At 65.8% G+C, this 14,978-nt stretch carries 15 protein-coding genes; 4 read left to right on the top strand and 11 right to left on the bottom strand.

All coding sequences use genetic code 11. The annotated features are described in order from the left end of the window. Positions 1–31 precede the first annotated feature (31 nt). Complete coding sequence (locus tag ACHL_RS08740) at positions 32–1,057, bottom strand: NmrA family NAD(P)-binding protein (RefSeq protein ID WP_015936932.1); 1,026 nt, start codon at positions 1,055–1,057, stop codon at positions 32–34. A gap of 160 nt (positions 1,058–1,217) precedes the next feature. Between ACHL_RS08740 and ACHL_RS08745 the strand changes: the two genes are divergently transcribed. Continuing rightward, on the top strand, positions 1,218–1,844 hold the full coding sequence (locus ACHL_RS08745; protein WP_015936933.1) for an HNH endonuclease family protein: 627 nt from the start codon (positions 1,218–1,220) through the stop codon (positions 1,842–1,844). A gap of 46 nt (positions 1,845–1,890) precedes the next feature. On the opposite strand, the gene ACHL_RS08750 is transcribed toward ACHL_RS08745, so the two are convergent. Beyond that, positions 1,891–4,107 carry a catalase gene (locus tag ACHL_RS08750; protein WP_015936934.1) on the bottom strand — a complete coding sequence of 739 codons (2,217 nt, stop codon included), beginning with the start codon at positions 4,105–4,107 and terminating at the stop codon, positions 1,891–1,893. A 209-nt stretch (positions 4,108–4,316) separates the two neighbouring features. Further along, positions 4,317–4,709 (bottom strand): Hpt protein, encoded by a 393-nt coding sequence (locus ACHL_RS08755; RefSeq protein ID WP_015936935.1) that lies wholly within the window; start codon positions 4,707–4,709, stop codon positions 4,317–4,319. 374 nt (positions 4,710–5,083) lie between these two features. On the opposite strand from ACHL_RS08755, the gene ACHL_RS08760 reads away from it, so the two are divergent. Then, entirely contained in the window at positions 5,084–5,569 is a 486-nt protein-coding gene (locus ACHL_RS08760) for a DUF3592 domain-containing protein (RefSeq protein WP_015936936.1), read from the top strand. Positions 5,570–5,687: 118 nt separating this feature from the next. Here the strand turns inward: ACHL_RS08760 and ACHL_RS08765 are convergent, their stop codons facing one another. The 4 genes from ACHL_RS08765 to ACHL_RS08780 form a co-directional block, all read right to left on the bottom strand. Beyond that, positions 5,688–6,716 carry a 2-keto-3-deoxygluconate permease gene (locus ACHL_RS08765; protein ID WP_015936937.1) on the bottom strand — a complete coding sequence of 343 codons (1,029 nt, stop codon included), beginning with the start codon at positions 6,714–6,716 and terminating at the stop codon, positions 5,688–5,690. Between the two features lie 72 nt (positions 6,717–6,788). Beyond that, on the bottom strand, positions 6,789–7,832 hold the full coding sequence (locus tag ACHL_RS08770; protein WP_015936938.1) for a zinc-dependent alcohol dehydrogenase: 1,044 nt from the start codon (positions 7,830–7,832) through the stop codon (positions 6,789–6,791). 57 nt (positions 7,833–7,889) lie between these two features. After that, on the bottom strand, positions 7,890–9,185 hold the full coding sequence (locus ACHL_RS08775; protein ID WP_015936939.1) for a four-carbon acid sugar kinase family protein: 1,296 nt from the start codon (positions 9,183–9,185) through the stop codon (positions 7,890–7,892). Position 9,186: 1 nt separating this feature from the next. Beyond that, complete coding sequence (locus ACHL_RS08780; RefSeq protein WP_015936940.1) at positions 9,187–10,452, bottom strand: RuBisCO large subunit C-terminal-like domain-containing protein; 1,266 nt, start codon at positions 10,450–10,452, stop codon at positions 9,187–9,189. A 179-nt stretch (positions 10,453–10,631) separates the two neighbouring features. Between ACHL_RS08780 and ACHL_RS08785 the strand changes: the two genes are divergently transcribed. Beyond that, on the top strand, positions 10,632–11,498 hold the full coding sequence (locus tag ACHL_RS08785) for a GntR family transcriptional regulator (protein WP_015936941.1): 867 nt from the start codon (positions 10,632–10,634) through the stop codon (positions 11,496–11,498). A 234-nt stretch (positions 11,499–11,732) separates the two neighbouring features. Continuing rightward, a complete protein-coding gene (locus ACHL_RS08790; protein WP_015936942.1) occupies positions 11,733–12,203 on the top strand; it encodes a DoxX family protein in 471 nt (156 codons plus the stop codon). A gap of 15 nt (positions 12,204–12,218) precedes the next feature. Here the strand turns inward: ACHL_RS08790 and ACHL_RS08795 are convergent, their stop codons facing one another. From ACHL_RS08795 to ACHL_RS08810, 4 genes are read right to left on the bottom strand one after another with little or no spacing between them, the layout of a single operon-like run. Next, positions 12,219–12,968, bottom strand: coding sequence for a 4'-phosphopantetheinyl transferase family protein (locus tag ACHL_RS08795; RefSeq protein WP_015936943.1), 750 nt, complete (start codon positions 12,966–12,968; stop codon positions 12,219–12,221). Next, a complete protein-coding gene (locus ACHL_RS08800) occupies positions 12,949–13,764 on the bottom strand; it encodes an ABC transporter permease (RefSeq protein ID WP_015936944.1) in 816 nt (271 codons plus the stop codon). Before ACHL_RS08800 ends, ACHL_RS08795 begins: the two co-directional genes overlap by 20 nt. Continuing rightward, positions 13,761–14,738 carry a daunorubicin resistance protein DrrA family ABC transporter ATP-binding protein gene (locus ACHL_RS08805; protein ID WP_015936945.1) on the bottom strand — a complete coding sequence of 326 codons (978 nt, stop codon included), beginning with the start codon at positions 14,736–14,738 and terminating at the stop codon, positions 13,761–13,763. The genes ACHL_RS08800 and ACHL_RS08805 overlap by 4 nt, the downstream gene beginning before the upstream one ends. Then, a complete protein-coding gene (locus ACHL_RS08810; protein ID WP_015936946.1) occupies positions 14,735–14,947 on the bottom strand; it encodes an MbtH family protein in 213 nt (70 codons plus the stop codon). Before ACHL_RS08810 ends, ACHL_RS08805 begins: the two co-directional genes overlap by 4 nt. Between the last annotated feature and the right edge of the window lie 31 nt (positions 14,948–14,978).

Here is a 14,978-nt window from a genome sequence, read left to right on the forward strand (position 1 = left end):
TGTATCTGTAAACGGTGAGTCAGGGTGCCGCTCAGGCCGTCGGCCGTCCCTTGATCCTCTGGGCGATCCTTTCAGAATTCAGGTGTGCTTCGAGGACATTCCGGACCGAGGTCCAGTCATGCCGACCGTAGCGGAGATTGTTGACGTGGTGCAGCTGGGCCTCGCCACTGAACATGCTGACGAAATACTGCATGCCCTGCCACGCCGGGAAGGCCTCGTCGTGGCTCCTGGACAGGCGCCGGCCGATACTGCTGGCGGCCGCCAACATCCCGGTGGTACCGGCCCACTGCAGGGAGAACGGTGTCCCGGTGAGCTCGCTCATGGTGCGGGCGATACCTCGCGCCGTAACCCGGTCGCCGGCTACCTCGACAACGCGGGGCGCGTCCTCGTCGACGCCGACAAGAGCCACGGTGCGTGCGACGTCGTCCTTGGTGGTGAAGTCGAGAATCTGGTCCGGTGAAGACCAGAACAGGACCCGATGACGGTCGAAAAGGATCATGGGAGCCTGCCCGGTGAGCATGTCGGCGAACGCTCCGTTCAACACCGACGTCACCCGGATCGGCGCGGCGTCAAGCTCGGCGGCCAGCTCGCGGCGCAGCTCGAAGTTGCGGTTGCTGCCCGGGCTGATCCGGCGGTAATCCGCAGAGTAATCCGACGGGATAAAACGTGCCACCCCTGCTTCGACGGCGGCCGCGAGTAGCGCCCGTTGCGCATCAATAATGACCGGACGTGCACCGCTAACGGCCGAGACAACGGTATCGACGCCGGACAAGGCTCGGGCGAGGCCGGCCCGATCCGTGTAGGCGACTTCATGGATCTCCACCCGGTCATTCCCGCCGTAGAGGCAGTGGGCCGTCCCGCTACCAGGGCGTGTCAGCACCCGGACCAGGCTGTCGCCGAGCAGGAGTTCGCTGACGATGCGTTGTCCAAGGTCGCCGGTGGCTCCGGCGACGAGGACGGTGGTGTTTTCGATGATCTGCTCTTCTCGGTAGGGGACAGGCGGTGGGACGCAGGCTGGCGGGTCCGGATCACCCGGTGTGGCGGGCACAACATCCATTCTTACCGCTTGCCGGTGTTGGCCGACGCTAGCGTGGAACATCTCCCGGCAACGCAGAAGGGCCATTCACATCATTCGCTCCATCGCCCCATCAATAACCGTTGCCGCCGCCCTCCTGCTGGTTGGTCCACTGGCAGGCTGCGACGTTGCCGCCCGTGCCATGGGCGGCATCGGCTCTGCCCCAGGCAATTCTGCGACCCAGGCGCCACGCGGCGACACGGCCCGCGAAGCAGCCCAGGCCCTCGTGCAGCTGGGAGACATCCCGGTCAAGGGCCGCGCCCCAAAGACCGGCTACTCCCGCGACGAGTTTGGACCTGCCTGGGCCGATACAGACCGCAACGGCTGCGATACCCGCAATGACATCCTTGCCCGTGACCTGACCGGCGAAACATTCAAGGCGGGCACTAACAATTGCGTCGTCATGACAGGCACCCTGGCGGATAGGTACACCGGTACCTCGATCACCTTCGTCCGCGGTCAGGCAACCAGTTCGGCCGTTCAGATCGACCACATCGTTCCACTCAGCGACGCCTGGCAGAAAGGCGCCCAGCAGCTGAGTGGAGATCAGCGCAGGGAGCTCGCCAACGACCCACTGAACCTCATGGCAGCCGACGGACCCACCAACGGTGCCAAAGGCGATAAAGACGCCGCAACCTGGCTGCCACCGAACAGAGCTTTCCGGTGTGAGTACGTTGCGAGACAAACTGCGGTAAAGGCCAAGTACGACCTCTGGGTCACCAGAGCCGAGCATGATGCAATTGCCGGCATCCTGCAGGGCTGCCAGTAGCGGCCGTCGAGGTGTGACGGCCGCTACCTCAGTGGCTGGTTTTTTCTCAGGCGGTCCTGGCCGGGAAGCGGTCCCAGACCCGGTGGGCTGACAGGAGTCCACTGAGTTCCGTGACCAGGGCCTCTGCGTCGTCGCCGGCGACGATCCCCGGAGCATCCTCCGGTATGCCGGCGGCTGTCAGCGCTGCTGCGCCGGCGCCCAGGGAGGCGATGGCTTTGGCGTGCCGGAATGCTTCGGTTAACAGGAGTGTGGCCCGTGGATCCACCCGGCCGCCCGGCGCGCCGGCCTTCGCATCGAGCCCGGGGGCGGCGTCGGGCGCCGGGGCCGCTGCCGAGGCGACGATGACGGCGTCGAACTCCGTGGAGCGCGCGGTGAGGTATGTCCGCTGGACGGGGACCCCGCCGTCGTCCGCTTGACCAAGAAATCCGCCTGACGGCGCGATGACGAGCGGGACGATGCCTTGGGCGTCCAGGGCCTGACGGGCCGCGTTCACGGCAGTGAGGTCACTGTCCGCGTCGGCGAGGATTCCCACCACGCGTCCCGCAACGGGCCAGGTCTTGCCGATCTGGGAGAGTGCAGGGCTGGTCTCGGACGGCGGCCCCTGTTCCGTCGCTTCCGGAGCGGGCAGGCCCAGGCCCTGGGCCACCGCAGCGCAAAGCCCGGAGTCCACATTGGCGAGGGCTGCGAGCTGGCGTTCCCGGATGGATTTCTCGTAGCACTTGCCCAGCTCGAAGGTGTAGGCCTGGATGACGTGGTCCTGCTCCACCGGGCTCAGGCTGCGGAAGAACAGGCTTGCCTGGCTGTAGTGGTCGTCAAAGGAGGCCGGGTTCCGGCGTTCCTTGATGGCGGCGGCCACTTCCTCGGGCACGTCGATGAAAGCCCCGACGTCTTCTCCGGCGAGGAAGGGGCATCCGCCGTCCAGCGAGTTGGGCCGGTACGGGGCGACTCCGGAGTGGACGGCCTGCTGGTGCATCCCGTCGCGGAGCATGTCGTTTACCGGTGACTGCGGGCGGTTGATGGGGATCTGGCCGAAGTTGGGTCCGCCGAGGCGGGAGATCTGGGTGTCCAGGTATGAGAAGAGCCGGACCTGCAGCAGTGGGTCGTTCGTCACATCGATGCCGGGGACCAGGTGGCCGGGGTGGAAGGCCACCTGCTCCGTCTCAGCGAAGTAGTTGGTGGGGTTGGCGTTGAGCATCATGACGCCGATTGGCTGGACCGGTGCCAGTTCCTCGGGAACGAATTTGGTGGGATCGAGCAGGTCGATGCCTTCGAACATCTGGTCTTCGGTGTCCGGGAAGGTCTGGACGCCGAGTTCCCACTCCGGGTAGGCGCCGGCCTCAATGGCGTCGGCGAGGTCGCGGCGGTGGAAGTCGGGATCCATGCCGTTGATGATCTGCGCTTCCTCCCACAGCAGGGAGTGGACGCCCTGCTTGGGCTTCCAGTGGAACTTCACCAGTGTGGTGCGTCCTTCGTCGTTGACGAACCGGAAGGTGTGGACGCCGAACCCTTCCATCGTCCGGTACGACCGGGGGATGCCGCGGTCTGACATGTTCCACATGGTGTGTGCCTGAGCCTCGGTATGAAGGGAAACGAAATCCCAGAAAGTGTCATGGGCACTTTGAGCCTGGGGGATTTCCCGGTCAGGGTGGGGCTTGGCGGCATGGACAACGTCCGGGAACTTGATCCCGTCCTGGATGAAGAAGACGGGAATGTTGTTGCCCACCAGATCGTAGGTGCCCTCGTCCGTGTAGAACTTCGTGGAGAATCCGCGCGTATCGCGCACGGCGTCGGCAGAACCGCGGGAGCCGAGCACCGTGGAAAAGCGGACGAAGACCGGGGTTTCCACGTCCTTGGCCAGGAAGCCCGCCCGGGTAATGTTCGCCGCGGTGCCGTAGGAACGGAAGACGCCGTGCGCGCCGGCGCCGCGGGCATGGACGACGCGCTCGGGAATGCGTTCGTGGTCAAAGTGGGTGATTTTTTCGCGCAGGTGGTGGTCCTGCAGCAGGATGGGGCCGCGGGAGCCCGCCTTGAGCGAGTGATCGGTATCGCGGAGGCGAAGACCTTGGGCGGTGGTCAGGTACTGGCCAGACTGGGCACGCGCCGTCTCGGGCGCCCCGGTGGGGCTTCCCGTGGGGGAAACGGCCTCCGGTCCCCGCTGGTCCGGTTTGGGAGGGAGCGGCTCCCGCGGTGTTGTCGGTTCTTCCAGGCTGGCAGGTTCGCTTGCCGGGACGCCGGGAATGTTGGTGCTTGTCTCTTCTGGCACGGTGCTTCTCCTTTGGTGGGCAAACCTAGCAGTCCTCGCTGAAACCGGGATACTAAGTGTACTTACTACCCTAGGGAACGTTTTGCATCACTACAACTTCCTGGAGGAATCCGAAACTCTGCGCTGAAGAGGAGCACCGGCGTCGGGCCCTTCCGTGTGGCGCGGTCTTCGCGCCGGTGTCAGGGTTCCGGATCAGGCTTTCCCCACGGCTATGAGAGGACCTGGAGCAGCCGGTTTTTCGTTTGGTTGGCGCATCTGCTGAGGTCCTCAAGGTGCGCCGGTGCCATTCCCGGCAAGGTCGTTGAGATGTCATGTTCGGTAGCGTTACGCAGCGCCGCCTGAAGGTGGCCTGCCAGTGCGGCCAGGCGCTCAGCACCAACCATCTCACTCGAGCTCCGGAGGCTGAGCACGGAGTCCATCGCTCCCTCAAAGTCCGCGCTGGTGAGGCACAGCCGCACCCGTTCAATTCTGCGGGGGAGCAGCCCGATGTAGTTCCGGATGAAGAGCCGCCAAATATCCGAGTCGTTATCGACCCCATCCCGTAGCCGATCCAGTACGGAGCTGTCCAAAAGTGGGTGGCCCAGGGCATGCAGTTCTTTCATTGAAGCTGCCCCGGCACCTTGGCCGTGGCCAGGCCCATCGCTTTACTGCGGAGCCGACAGATACGCGCTACCGGACGTGCGGTCTTATGTCGAGTGGTATTCCCTGGCGCTGCTCTGCGCACTGTGCCCCCAATTTCCCTCTGTGGTTGCCCGGTGCAAATGCGTGGTCACGGGCCTACTTGTGAGGCTATTGGGATTGTTCGGGATGGGCACGAGTAGTCGGTACTTATATTGCTTACTAATTGGAAAAGGGCTGATGCCAGGGGCGGCCGGGACGGCGGCTGGAGGTTTGGGCCAGAGGGCCGGGATTCGCCCGACAAGCATCTTCGGCCTCGGTTCGAGACAGCGGTCCACAATCAGGAAGAATGGATGCCATGAGTTCCTCAGAGACCGTTCTACCGCCAAAACGCCAGACCTTCCGGGCCCGTCTGGGAGGCTTCGCGTTCGTCGCGATATTGGTCTTGGCGGGACCGGTGCTGATCGGGATCGGCTCCTCGATGACCGACTCGGATGAGGAGCTCGCGCGCACCGGCATCCACACCACCGGCACCATTGTGGACTTCAACGACGTGCGGAAGGCGTCGAATCGAAAGATCACTGTGGAGTATGTGGCCGCTGACGGAGCCGGTTACTCGACCTTCGCTTCCGTGGACCATGACCAGCAGCCCGCGGTAGGAGGGGACGTCACCGTGATCTACAGTGATTCGAATCCCGGTAAGGCCATAGTTGAGGGCTACGATGGCGGCGGCGTTTCCGTCCGCGGAATCGGCGCCCTCTTCCTGCTGATATTCACCGTTCCTGTGGGCGTGGTCCTCGGCGTCAAAAGGCTCCGGAAGAACCGCGGGCAGCGAACCAGGTAGCCTTCGATCCGTGCCGGCCCGGGCAGGGGATCCACGCGCAGGCCGGCAACGGGCAGCTCAAAAGGTCTGGGTGGGATATCTCAGCATTTCCCACCCAGACCTTTTGGTATGACGTTCGTCAGTTCTGAGGTTTCACTGTGTGACTCGGCACAGGCTTCTCCTCGACCGGACTTCCATCTGTTAACTCCGTGGACTGTTTTTTCTGGACCCGTTTTGCCCAGGCCGAGGTCACGATGGGGCAGAGCACGGCGGAGACGACGACCGAGGCTGCCACCAGGACTGTGGCGTGTTCGGCTGCCGGGGCGTAGACGGGGTTGGCCGTGGCGATGATGGCTGGAACCAGCGCTGCGTTCCCGGCTGTTGTCGCTGCGGCGAGGCCCGCTACGCCGTCGCCGCCGGTCAGCTTATCGGCGAGCAGCAGCACTGCGCCGCCTACGAACACCACGAATAGGCCAAGGGCGATGCCGAGCAGCCCGGCTTCAACGACGGCGTTGAGGTTGATGGTCAGTCCGAGGGCGAGGCCAAGGAAGGGCACCATTGCCGGGACCAGCGGGGCGAGGAGGTTGCGCATGTTCTTGTCGAGGTTGCCCAGGAGCATGCCCAGTGCCAGCGGCAGGATGGCTCCGACAAGCGCCTGCCAAGGGAACGCTGCGAGCCCGGCAATGCCCAGGGTGACCATGGTCAGGAAGGGGCCGGATTCGAGCGACAGGATGGAGTACGCGCCGGCGTCCCGCTTACGCCCGAATTGGCCCATCAGGGAGATGTAGAGCCCGCCGTTTGTGTCGTTCAGCGCTGCCACCAGGGCGAGTGTTGACAGGCCGGCCAGGATCCCGTGTTCGATGGGGGCTTCCCCCAGGAAGCGTCCGGCGATGACACCGATCAGGACGGCGAACAGGATCTTCGAGCCGAGGAGCACGCCGCCCTTTTTGAGGATGTAGGGCGTGGACTTCACTTCGAGTGTTGCCCCGAGGCACACGAAGAACACGGCAAGGAGGGGTGCCAGGCCGGTGAAGAATGCCCCGGTGAATGACCCGAAGAACTTTCCTGCGTCCGGCGCGAGGGTGTGGATGACGGCTCCGATGCCAAGCGGAACCAGCATCATGCCGCCGGGAACCTTCTCCAGGGCCTTCTTAATGGGAATCGACATTGATTTCTCCTGTGGATAGCTAAGTGGGGTGGAGCCGTGCTCCATAGCACGGCGTTCCGGTGGTGTGTTGGGTCAGCCGAGGCCGGGGATGAGCAGGACTTTGCAGGCGTCGCCGGTGAGCAGTTCGACGGCCTCGTCGATCTCGCTGAGCTTTTTACGGTGGGTGATCAGCCAGTCGAGTTCGAGCTTGCCGGAATCCAGCAGCAGCAGGCTCTGTTCCCAGGTCTCCCAGAGGCGGCGGCCGAAGATGCCGCGCAGGGTGATGCCCTTCTTGTTGATGTAGGCGGCGATGTCCACCTCGGCGGGGCGGCTGGGGTGTCCGACGGTGATGACGGTGGCTTCGCGGCGGACGGCTTCGAACAGGGTTGCCAGGGTGCCCGGCGCACCGGAACATTCGAAGCCGACGTCGAATCCGCCGCGGCGGCCCGTCAGCTCGCGGCAGCGCTCGACGATCCCGTCGTTGGGGTGCAGTGCGGTGGCGCCGAGCTTTTCCGCCTGCGCGCGCCGGTAGGGATTGGGGTCGACGGCGATGACGTGGCTGGCGCCCATGAGCAGCGCCAGGTTCACCACCACGAGGCCCACTGGTCCGGCGCCGCTGACCAGTACGGCCCGTCCCGCCACCGAGTAGTTGGCGCGCTGGATTGCATGGACGGCCACGCCTGCGGCCTCAAGCAGGGCGCCCGATTCCAGGGACAGCCCGGAAGGCAGTTTCACGCAGATGTCCTGGGGGACGGCTGCATACTCAGCGAAAACGCCGTCGATGTGCATGCCCAAAATGCCGGTACGTTCACAGGTGTGCGCATCGCCGGTGCGGCAGGGGAAACACTGGCTGCAGGTCAGGTGGCTTTCCAGCGCTACCTGGTCGCCTACTTTGAGTCCGGTGACGCCGGGGCCAACTTCGACCACGGTGCCCGCGCCCTCGTGGCCCAGGGTGACCGGAAGGTTGAGGTTGAAGGCCTGTGCTGACGGGGTCCACTCGTACAGTTCGCGGTCGGTGCCGCACAGTGATGCCGCGCCGACTTCGATGACGACGTTGCCTTCTGCTGCCTTGGGGTCGCCGGCGTCGGTGACGTACTGGACGCCGCGCTCTGCTGCGTTCTTTACTACTGCCCGCATTGGGGGCCGCCTTTCATTGGTTCTGGTGATGCGTGAAGAAGTGCGTTGTGGGGGGTTTTACCGGGGTTGTCCGGCGAACCGGCGCAGGATGTCGGTGGGGCCAACCTGGCCACCCTTGAGAAGGAGGCGGCATCCGGCAACTGCGGAGGCGCCGTCGGCTTTGAGGATCGGCCCGGCGGTGACGAACTGCCCGGAAACGCGGAGCTGGCGCACTCCCATGGCGATGAGTGCATGGCTGGAGGTGTCGCCTCCGAAGACGGCGATGTCGCGGGTCAGGCCCGCTTGGGCGATCCTGGCGGCGATGCCGCCGATGAGTGCGCCAACGTAGCCTGCATCGACCGGCTTAGCGGTGCCATAGCGGGGGTCGCCGGCACCGCGGGTGGTGTGGACGACGACGTTGTTGCCTGCGCGGAGCGCTGCGGAGACGCGCTCGTCCAAAGCCGCCACGAGCGCCGGGCTGTGGCGATCCAGCAATTCGACGGGGACGGGTACTTCCACCCACCCGTGGGCCACGGCATCACTGATCTGTTCCGCCGTGGTGCTCGACGCCGAGGCGCTGACTGCCAGCGCAGGTCCGGAGGCGGCCTGAGCGCCGGGTGCCGCCGGAACGCTGTCTGAGAGGGTCCTCGCCAGCGCGGCCATGATGCCGCCGGATCCGACGACGATGGACGGGCCGTGGCCGTGCTCTTCGCGGGTCAGGACTTCAGCCACGGCATCCATGTGGTGTTCATCCACGGCGTCAACCACGAAGGCCTGCGCGCCGGGTTCGTGCCGGCGGTCTGCCCAGGCGTCCTTGAACGTCCCGTCCTCATACGCCGGCAGGTGGATCGCACCCGGCGTCGTGCCTGACGTGAGCTGTTCGGCCAGGACCTCGCGCAGGTCTGCTTCGGACATCGGGGTGGATGGGTGCCGGGACATGACTGGGTGGCGGTCCAACCGGTAGGACTGCCCGGCATACGTTGCGTAGTGGTTGCTGAACGCTGTGTACCGGCCAAATCCGGGTTGGGCGGGAATCACGGGGATGGCCCCGTGCAGCGGGAACTGTTCGTGCAGCAGTTCGATTCCCCGGCCGATGCTGCCCACGGTGGGGGAGCTGTCGAAGGTGGAACAGACCTTATAGAGCAGCACGTCCAGGTTCAGGGCGGCGATGCCGGCGAGGTCGCGGCTCACCAGGGCGTCGAACGCGGTCCCCGCAAGGGAGCGCGCAGGCCCCGCGAAGCCGACGACGGCGGCATCCGTGGGAAGGGGCGCGTCACCGATGACGAGGGCTGCTTCGAGGCCGTACCGGTGCGCCTGGGCCAGGACGTCGGCGGCTCCGGTGAGGTCGTCCGCAACGAAACCGAAAGCCGGCATGTCAGGCACCTTTCCCGAATGTCTGAACCGCATGGAGCAGGGCGGCATCTCCAGTGTCCGCCCGGCGGGTGGCTGCCGTCAGCAGCGGGATGCCGTCCACGGCTGCTTCCCAGGCCTGGCGCAGGCTTTTGACCCCTGCTCCCGGACCGTCCGGGTGGGCTGCGACGCCGCCGCCGGCAAGCATCATCAGGTCGGTCGTGCCGGTCGCTTCGAAGGTGGGCCCGGGGGTGGTCACGTTCTGCCCGGAGGAGAGCACGGGAAGCGGTGTGACGGTTTGGCCCAGCGGTTCGAGGAGGCTCCTGATGTTTGCAGCAACCTCGGCGTCGAGCTCGTAGAACTTGCTGCCCAGGCCACTGGCGTGCAGATGGTCGGCTCCTGCGAGGCGGGCCATCTGCTGCCAGACCCGGTAGTCCATACCCAGCGCTTTGGACCGCATGGAAGCTGCGAGGCCGGCGCGGTGGCCGTGGATCGGCACCTCGGCGAAGCTGCGCAGGAGGGCGAGGGCAGGCATCCCCATAACCGGGATGTTCAGCATGACGCAGCGGCCGCCGGCCTCAACCACGGTGTCGTGGCGTTTCCGGAGGCCGGCAAGGTCGCCGGTGATATTGAAGGCGTACATGGTGGCGTGGCCGGTGACCTGTTCGGCGGCACGGATTTCCTCAGTTGCCACGGCCACGCGGCGCTCCAGGGGCAAGTAGGCCGGATCGGTCATCAGCTCGTCGTCCTTGATCAGGTCGATGGAAGCCATCGCCAGGTCCCTTACCACCAGGCGGAACTCCTCCTCGGAGAGTCCGACGTTGGGCTTGACGATGGTGCCGACCATGACGCCCTGGACGTCGCTGATCAACTTTCGGGTCCCCCCGATGCCGAAGGCAGGCCCGGGGTGGGCTGCCACGAAGTCCTCCGGGAGGACCATGTCCTGCAGCCTGCACGCATACAGGTCGCCCAGTTCGAACAAGTTGCCGGCAATGGCTGTCTGTAGCGTCGCGAGGTCGGTGCCAACGTTTTCCATCGGGAAGTCGACGGTGACCAGGGCTGCGCGGACCTTCTCGGGGTTGGCCCGGGAGGGGAGGGAAGGCTTGCAGAAACCGAACTCCTGCACATCGACGATGTGGGCTGCATGCCGTTCACGGATTCGGGCCGATTCGCCCGGGACGGGGAGGAACGTGCCGGAGGACTGCTCGCCGGCCATGATGGCAGCGGCCTTGGCCGGCTCCATTTCGGATTCCAGGTAGTAGGTGCAGCGCACCGAGCGCGGGTCGCGCATGAGATCTCCAATGCGGGTAGAAGCTTGTGGGTTCGCCAACTGCGTCTCTTCAAGTTGTACGTACCTTTGATACGTACAATAGTCAGTGGCATGAATCACGTCAAGGGCGTCCGTGTCCCCTCCCGGGGTCTTCCAAGGAGCGGGCGGGCTATCATTTCCACAGCGGCAGAGGAGTAAGCGTGAGTTTGGAATCAGCAGGACCTGGTGCGGAGCAGTCCGGGCGAAGCGGCCGGTTAAGCCGGGAAGGCGGCGGCCCCCTGCATGCCCAGATCCGGGACATTCTGCACCGCCAAATCGTTGATCTTGCCCTTCCTCCGGGATCGTCCTTGCCCACTGAGGAAGAACTCCAGCGGCAGTTCGGGGTGTCGCGGAGTGTCGTACGCCAGTCCCTGGCGGGCCTGTCTGACCTGGGCCTTATCAGGCGCCAGCGCGGCCGCGGGAGTGTTGTGGCAGCAACACCGGTACTGCGCCGGCACGTGCAACAGGCCGGTGGATTGGACGAACAGGCGGCAGCACACGGCCAGCGCCTGCGCACGCATGTCGTCGCCATCGAACCGTCACCGCCTCCACAGGCCGGGACAGAGGCCCTCAACACCGCCAACACGTGGAAGATCGAACGAGTCCGCTACCTCGATGACCTGCCCGTTGCTTTCATGCGCACGTGGGTTCCGCGGGACTTTTTCCCCCACTTCACTGCAGAGCTGCTCGAAGACACGTCGCTCCTGGGGCTCATGCGGGACCATGGCTACCACCCGGCCGGCGGCCCACGGCAGGTGCAGGCCGTATCGTCCGACGCGGACCTGGCACGGGTACTTCATATCAGCGCGCGTGAGCCGGTGCTCCTCCTCCAGGGCGTCACGCGGGACGCCCTGGGGCACGGCCTCGAATGGTTCAACGTCTGGCACAGCCCAAACACTGTCTTTGACGTTGATGCCCAGGTCACCAGCCAACCCGGACGCGTGTCGCAGGAACACATACGGCGCCTGCGGAACCTGACGCAGCAACTCGAATCAGAGCTTGCCGATCTCGAACGTGGTCCGCAGTAGGCCCTGGCCCGCTCTTCCGACCCCACTTCTCCAGAACGTGGGTCAGGACCCATCCACTCCTTGACCCGCCATGCCTAGAATGGCGCCAAGGCTTGAGTCCGCATCACTGTCAGGAAGGATCACCACCGTGAGCCATGAAAACGTAACGCCGGCAGCCACCACCGCCGCCAGGACCCTGTTCCGCGCGGCGCTTGGCGGCGTGCTTGTCGCTCACGGGTCGCAGAAGCTGTTCGGGTGGTTTGGGGTGGCGGCATCGAGGAAACCAGCAAAGGCATGGATGCCATGGGCTTCCGGCCGGCCAAGGCCAGTGCCATGCTGGCTGGCCTGGGTGAGGCTGGGGCGGGAGTGGCGCTTGCCCTTGGCTTTGCCACCCCTGCGGCGGGGGCCGCCGCGGCCACCACCATGGGAGTTGCGGCCAGCGTGCACGCACCCAACGGCTTTTTTGCCATGGACGGTGGCCTGGAATATCCGGCCGTCCTTGGGCTCGCAGCCACGTCCTTCGCCATTGGGGGACCGGGGCGGGTGTCCCTGGATGCGCTGACCGGGCACGTCCTGGACAGGCCGTGGATGCGGGCAGTCGCTGTTACGGCAATACCCGTAGCCATCGGCGTCCAGATTTACCGCCGCCGGCAGGCGCTTGCTGCAAACCCCGCCCCGGCGTCAGGCGGTGCCCCGGAGAACGACGGGGCGCCAGAGACTGCATAAGCCGGCAGCCTCCGGTCAGGCTCCCCGCACGGGTGGCAGTAAATCGGCCAAGGACAGCCCGGAGAGCGACGCGGGCCCGGCCACGGAGAGGGCCGCGGCGTACCCCGGAGGGGCAGGAAGGAAAACCGCACTCAGTCCGTGCACCTGCGGGTGGGCAGGGCTGTCAGCGCGGAGGGTGGGGAAATTGTCGTCGTCGGCTGGATCGCCGGCCAAATGGACATCGGCCGGAGGTACGCTGAGGCCGAGCCCGGCCGCCTTGAGTACTGCTTCCTTAGCAACCCAAAGGCGGAGCCGTGCGGGTATGTCACCGGGGGCAAGCGCCTCACGTTCGGCCGCGGACGCCGCGTAGTGGTCGAATCCGTGGTGCAGGGTGTCGGGTATGTGCTCGATATCCGCGCCTACCGGGGCGCCCTCGGGCCCTGCGGCCACCATCACGGCGCCCTTGCTCCGGGACAGGCTGAGGCTGGCCCCCGCAACGGCCGGTTTGCCGTGCCCGGTGCTCCCGCAGCCGGCGCACCGCCGGGTGACTTCCAGCTTCGGCGCTTCGGCGAACCCGCCCCCCAGCCGGTGCGCAGCAATCAACCGGAACAAGGCATGGGAGGCCAGATAGTCCAGGCGGTCTTCGGGGCGGGCAAAGCGCCGGGCGGATTGTGCTTCGGCAGGGGAGAGGCAGGCCGTCAAACCTCCAATCGGTACGCAGGCAGCCTCAAGAACTGCGGAAGAAACAGTGAGGTAAACCGTGCCGTCACCAGGGTGGCTGTTCATCGCCGGCTGATGCGCCGGTATTGGGTGATGGCCAGTGGCGCGAATACCGCAATGATCCCGACGCTGCAGAGTACTGAGTAGAGTACCGCGTTATCCGCCGCCCAGCCGCCCGGAACGCCGAAGCCGGCGGGGCCGCGTTCCCGAAGAGCTCGCGTGCCGCAGTGGCGACGGCGGTCACGGGGTTCCATTCGGCTATGGTCCGCAGCGGACCGGGCAGGGAGTCCACTGAGACAAATGCCCCGGAGATGAAAGTGACGGGGAACAGCCACACGAGGCCCAGGCTCTGCGCTACTTCGACGCTGCGGGCGGTCAGCGCGATCACGGCGCCGATCCAGGACACCGCGAAGGCGAAGAGCAGCAGCAGGGCCAACGCCGCAAGGGCGGGGCCGGGGCCATTGGTGATCCGCCAACCGATGGCCAGCCCGCACAGCATAGTGGCCGCAACGGACAACACGCTGGTGGCGAGGTCCGAGGTGGTGCGGCCCAGGATGACAGCTCCACGGGACATCGGCAGGGACCGGAATCTGTCAATCAGCCCCAGCTGAAGGTCCTTGGCGAGGTACACGGCCGTGAAGGACGCGTTGAAGGTGAGTGTCTGTGCCAGGATTCCGCCGATCAGGAAGCTCCGGTACTGGTCGCCGCCAAGGGTGCCGCCGAACACGAAGCCGAGCAGCAGCACGAACATGATGGGCTGCACAAGGCCGGTCACCAGGGCACCGGGTGTCCGGAGGACGTTGAGGAGGTTGCGGCGGGCAATGACCGAGCTGTCCCTTGCGGCTGCGGTAATGGCGGTCATGCGGCGACCCCCTCTGTTTCGGCATCGGTCACTGAGTCTGCGGTGGCGTGGCCGGTCAGTCTTAGGAACACATCGTCCAGGGTGGGCCTGCGGAGCGAGGCCTCTTCCACTGGCAGGGCCTGGGCGTCCAGTTCGGTCAGGATGCGCACCAGGGTGCGGTGGCCCTGCGGGGCGGCGATGGACACGCCCAGGTTCTGCGGATCCAGCTCGGGCCGGACATCCGGGCCGGCGGCGGCGTGGAGCACGGCGGCTGCGGCCGGCAGGTCGGCAGCATGGCGCATGACGACGCCGATGCGTTCAGTTCCGGCGTTTTGCTTCAGTTCCGCCGCCGTCCCCTCGGCGATGACCCTGCCGTGGTTGATGACGGCGATGTTGTCAGCCAACCGGTCCGCTTCCTCCAAGTACTGGGTGGTCAGGAGCACTGTGGTGCCGTCGGCCACCAGCCGGGAGACGACGTCCCAGGTGTCCAGGCGGCCGCGCGGATCCAACCCTGTGGTGGGTTCGTCGAGGACAACCACCTTCGGCCGGGCCACAATGGCACCCGCGAGGTCAAGGCGGCGCCTCATTCCGCCGGAAAACGTTCCGGACCGTTTGGTTGCCACATCCGTGAGCCGGAAATTCTCAAGCAGCTCCGACGCCCTCGCGGAGGCCGTACGCCGGTTCATGCCGTACAGGCGGCCCACCATGTGCAGGTTTTCGAAGGCGGTGAGCTTTTCGTCCACGGCCGCGTACTGCCCGGACAGGCCCAGGTTTCGCCGGACCAGGTCCGGGGCTGCCAGTACGGAGTGCCCTGCCACCCGGGCGTCCCCGCTGTCCGGAGCCAGCAGCGTGGTGAGGATCTTGACGGTGGTGGTCTTCCCGGAACCGTTCGGCCCCAGGAGCCCGAGGACGGTTCCTTCCCCCGCCTTCAGGGTCAACCCGTCGAGGGCCTTGAAGCTGCCGAAGCTCTTGCTGACGTTCTCTACGCGGATCACTGCGAAGCGGCGAGCTCGGAAACCTTGCGCGGAGCCATGTCCGTCCAGGTCCGCGACACGTAGTCAAGGCACGCTTCCCGGTTGTCGGGGCCGAACATGGTCACCCAGCCCTCGGGTACGGCGGCGAAGGCTGGCCAGAGGGAGTGCTGCTGGTACTCGTTGACCAGTACGGAGAAGGTTGCGGACTTGTCATCGAACGGGTTCGTCATTATGACCTTTCCTGGCGTTTTTGGTGGTGTG

Origin of the sequence: Pseudarthrobacter chlorophenolicus A6, from assembly GCF_000022025.1 — a bacterium.
Classification (GTDB): Bacteria; Actinomycetota; Actinomycetes; order Actinomycetales; family Micrococcaceae; genus Arthrobacter; species Arthrobacter chlorophenolicus.

Bases quoted from the DNA above. Each gene is read 5' to 3' on its own strand.
- ACHL_RS08740 (WP_015936932.1), bottom strand. From the start codon at position 1,057: ATGGATGTTGTGCCCGCCACACCGGGTGATCCGGACCCGCCAGCCTGC.
- ACHL_RS08745 (WP_015936933.1), top strand. From the start codon at position 1,218: ATGGGCGGCATCGGCTCTGCCCCAGGCAATTCTGCGACCCAGGCGCCA.
- ACHL_RS08755 (WP_015936935.1), bottom strand. From the start codon at position 4,709: ATGAAAGAACTGCATGCCCTGGGCCACCCACTTTTGGACAGCTCCGTA.
- ACHL_RS08760 (WP_015936936.1), top strand. From the start codon at position 5,084: ATGAGTTCCTCAGAGACCGTTCTACCGCCAAAACGCCAGACCTTCCGG.
- ACHL_RS08765 (WP_015936937.1), bottom strand. From the start codon at position 6,716: ATGTCGATTCCCATTAAGAAGGCCCTGGAGAAGGTTCCCGGCGGCATG.
- ACHL_RS08770 (WP_015936938.1), bottom strand. From the start codon at position 7,832: ATGCGGGCAGTAGTAAAGAACGCAGCAGAGCGCGGCGTCCAGTACGTC.
- ACHL_RS08775 (WP_015936939.1), bottom strand. From the start codon at position 9,185: ATGCCGGCTTTCGGTTTCGTTGCGGACGACCTCACCGGAGCCGCCGAC.
- ACHL_RS08780 (WP_015936940.1), bottom strand. From the start codon at position 10,452: ATGCGCGACCCGCGCTCGGTGCGCTGCACCTACTACCTGGAATCCGAA.
- ACHL_RS08795 (WP_015936943.1), bottom strand. From the start codon at position 12,968: ATGAACAGCCACCCTGGTGACGGCACGGTTTACCTCACTGTTTCTTCC.
- ACHL_RS08800 (WP_015936944.1), bottom strand. From the start codon at position 13,764: ATGACCGCCATTACCGCAGCCGCAAGGGACAGCTCGGTCATTGCCCGC.
- ACHL_RS08810 (WP_015936946.1), bottom strand. From the start codon at position 14,947: ATGACGAACCCGTTCGATGACAAGTCCGCAACCTTCTCCGTACTGGTC.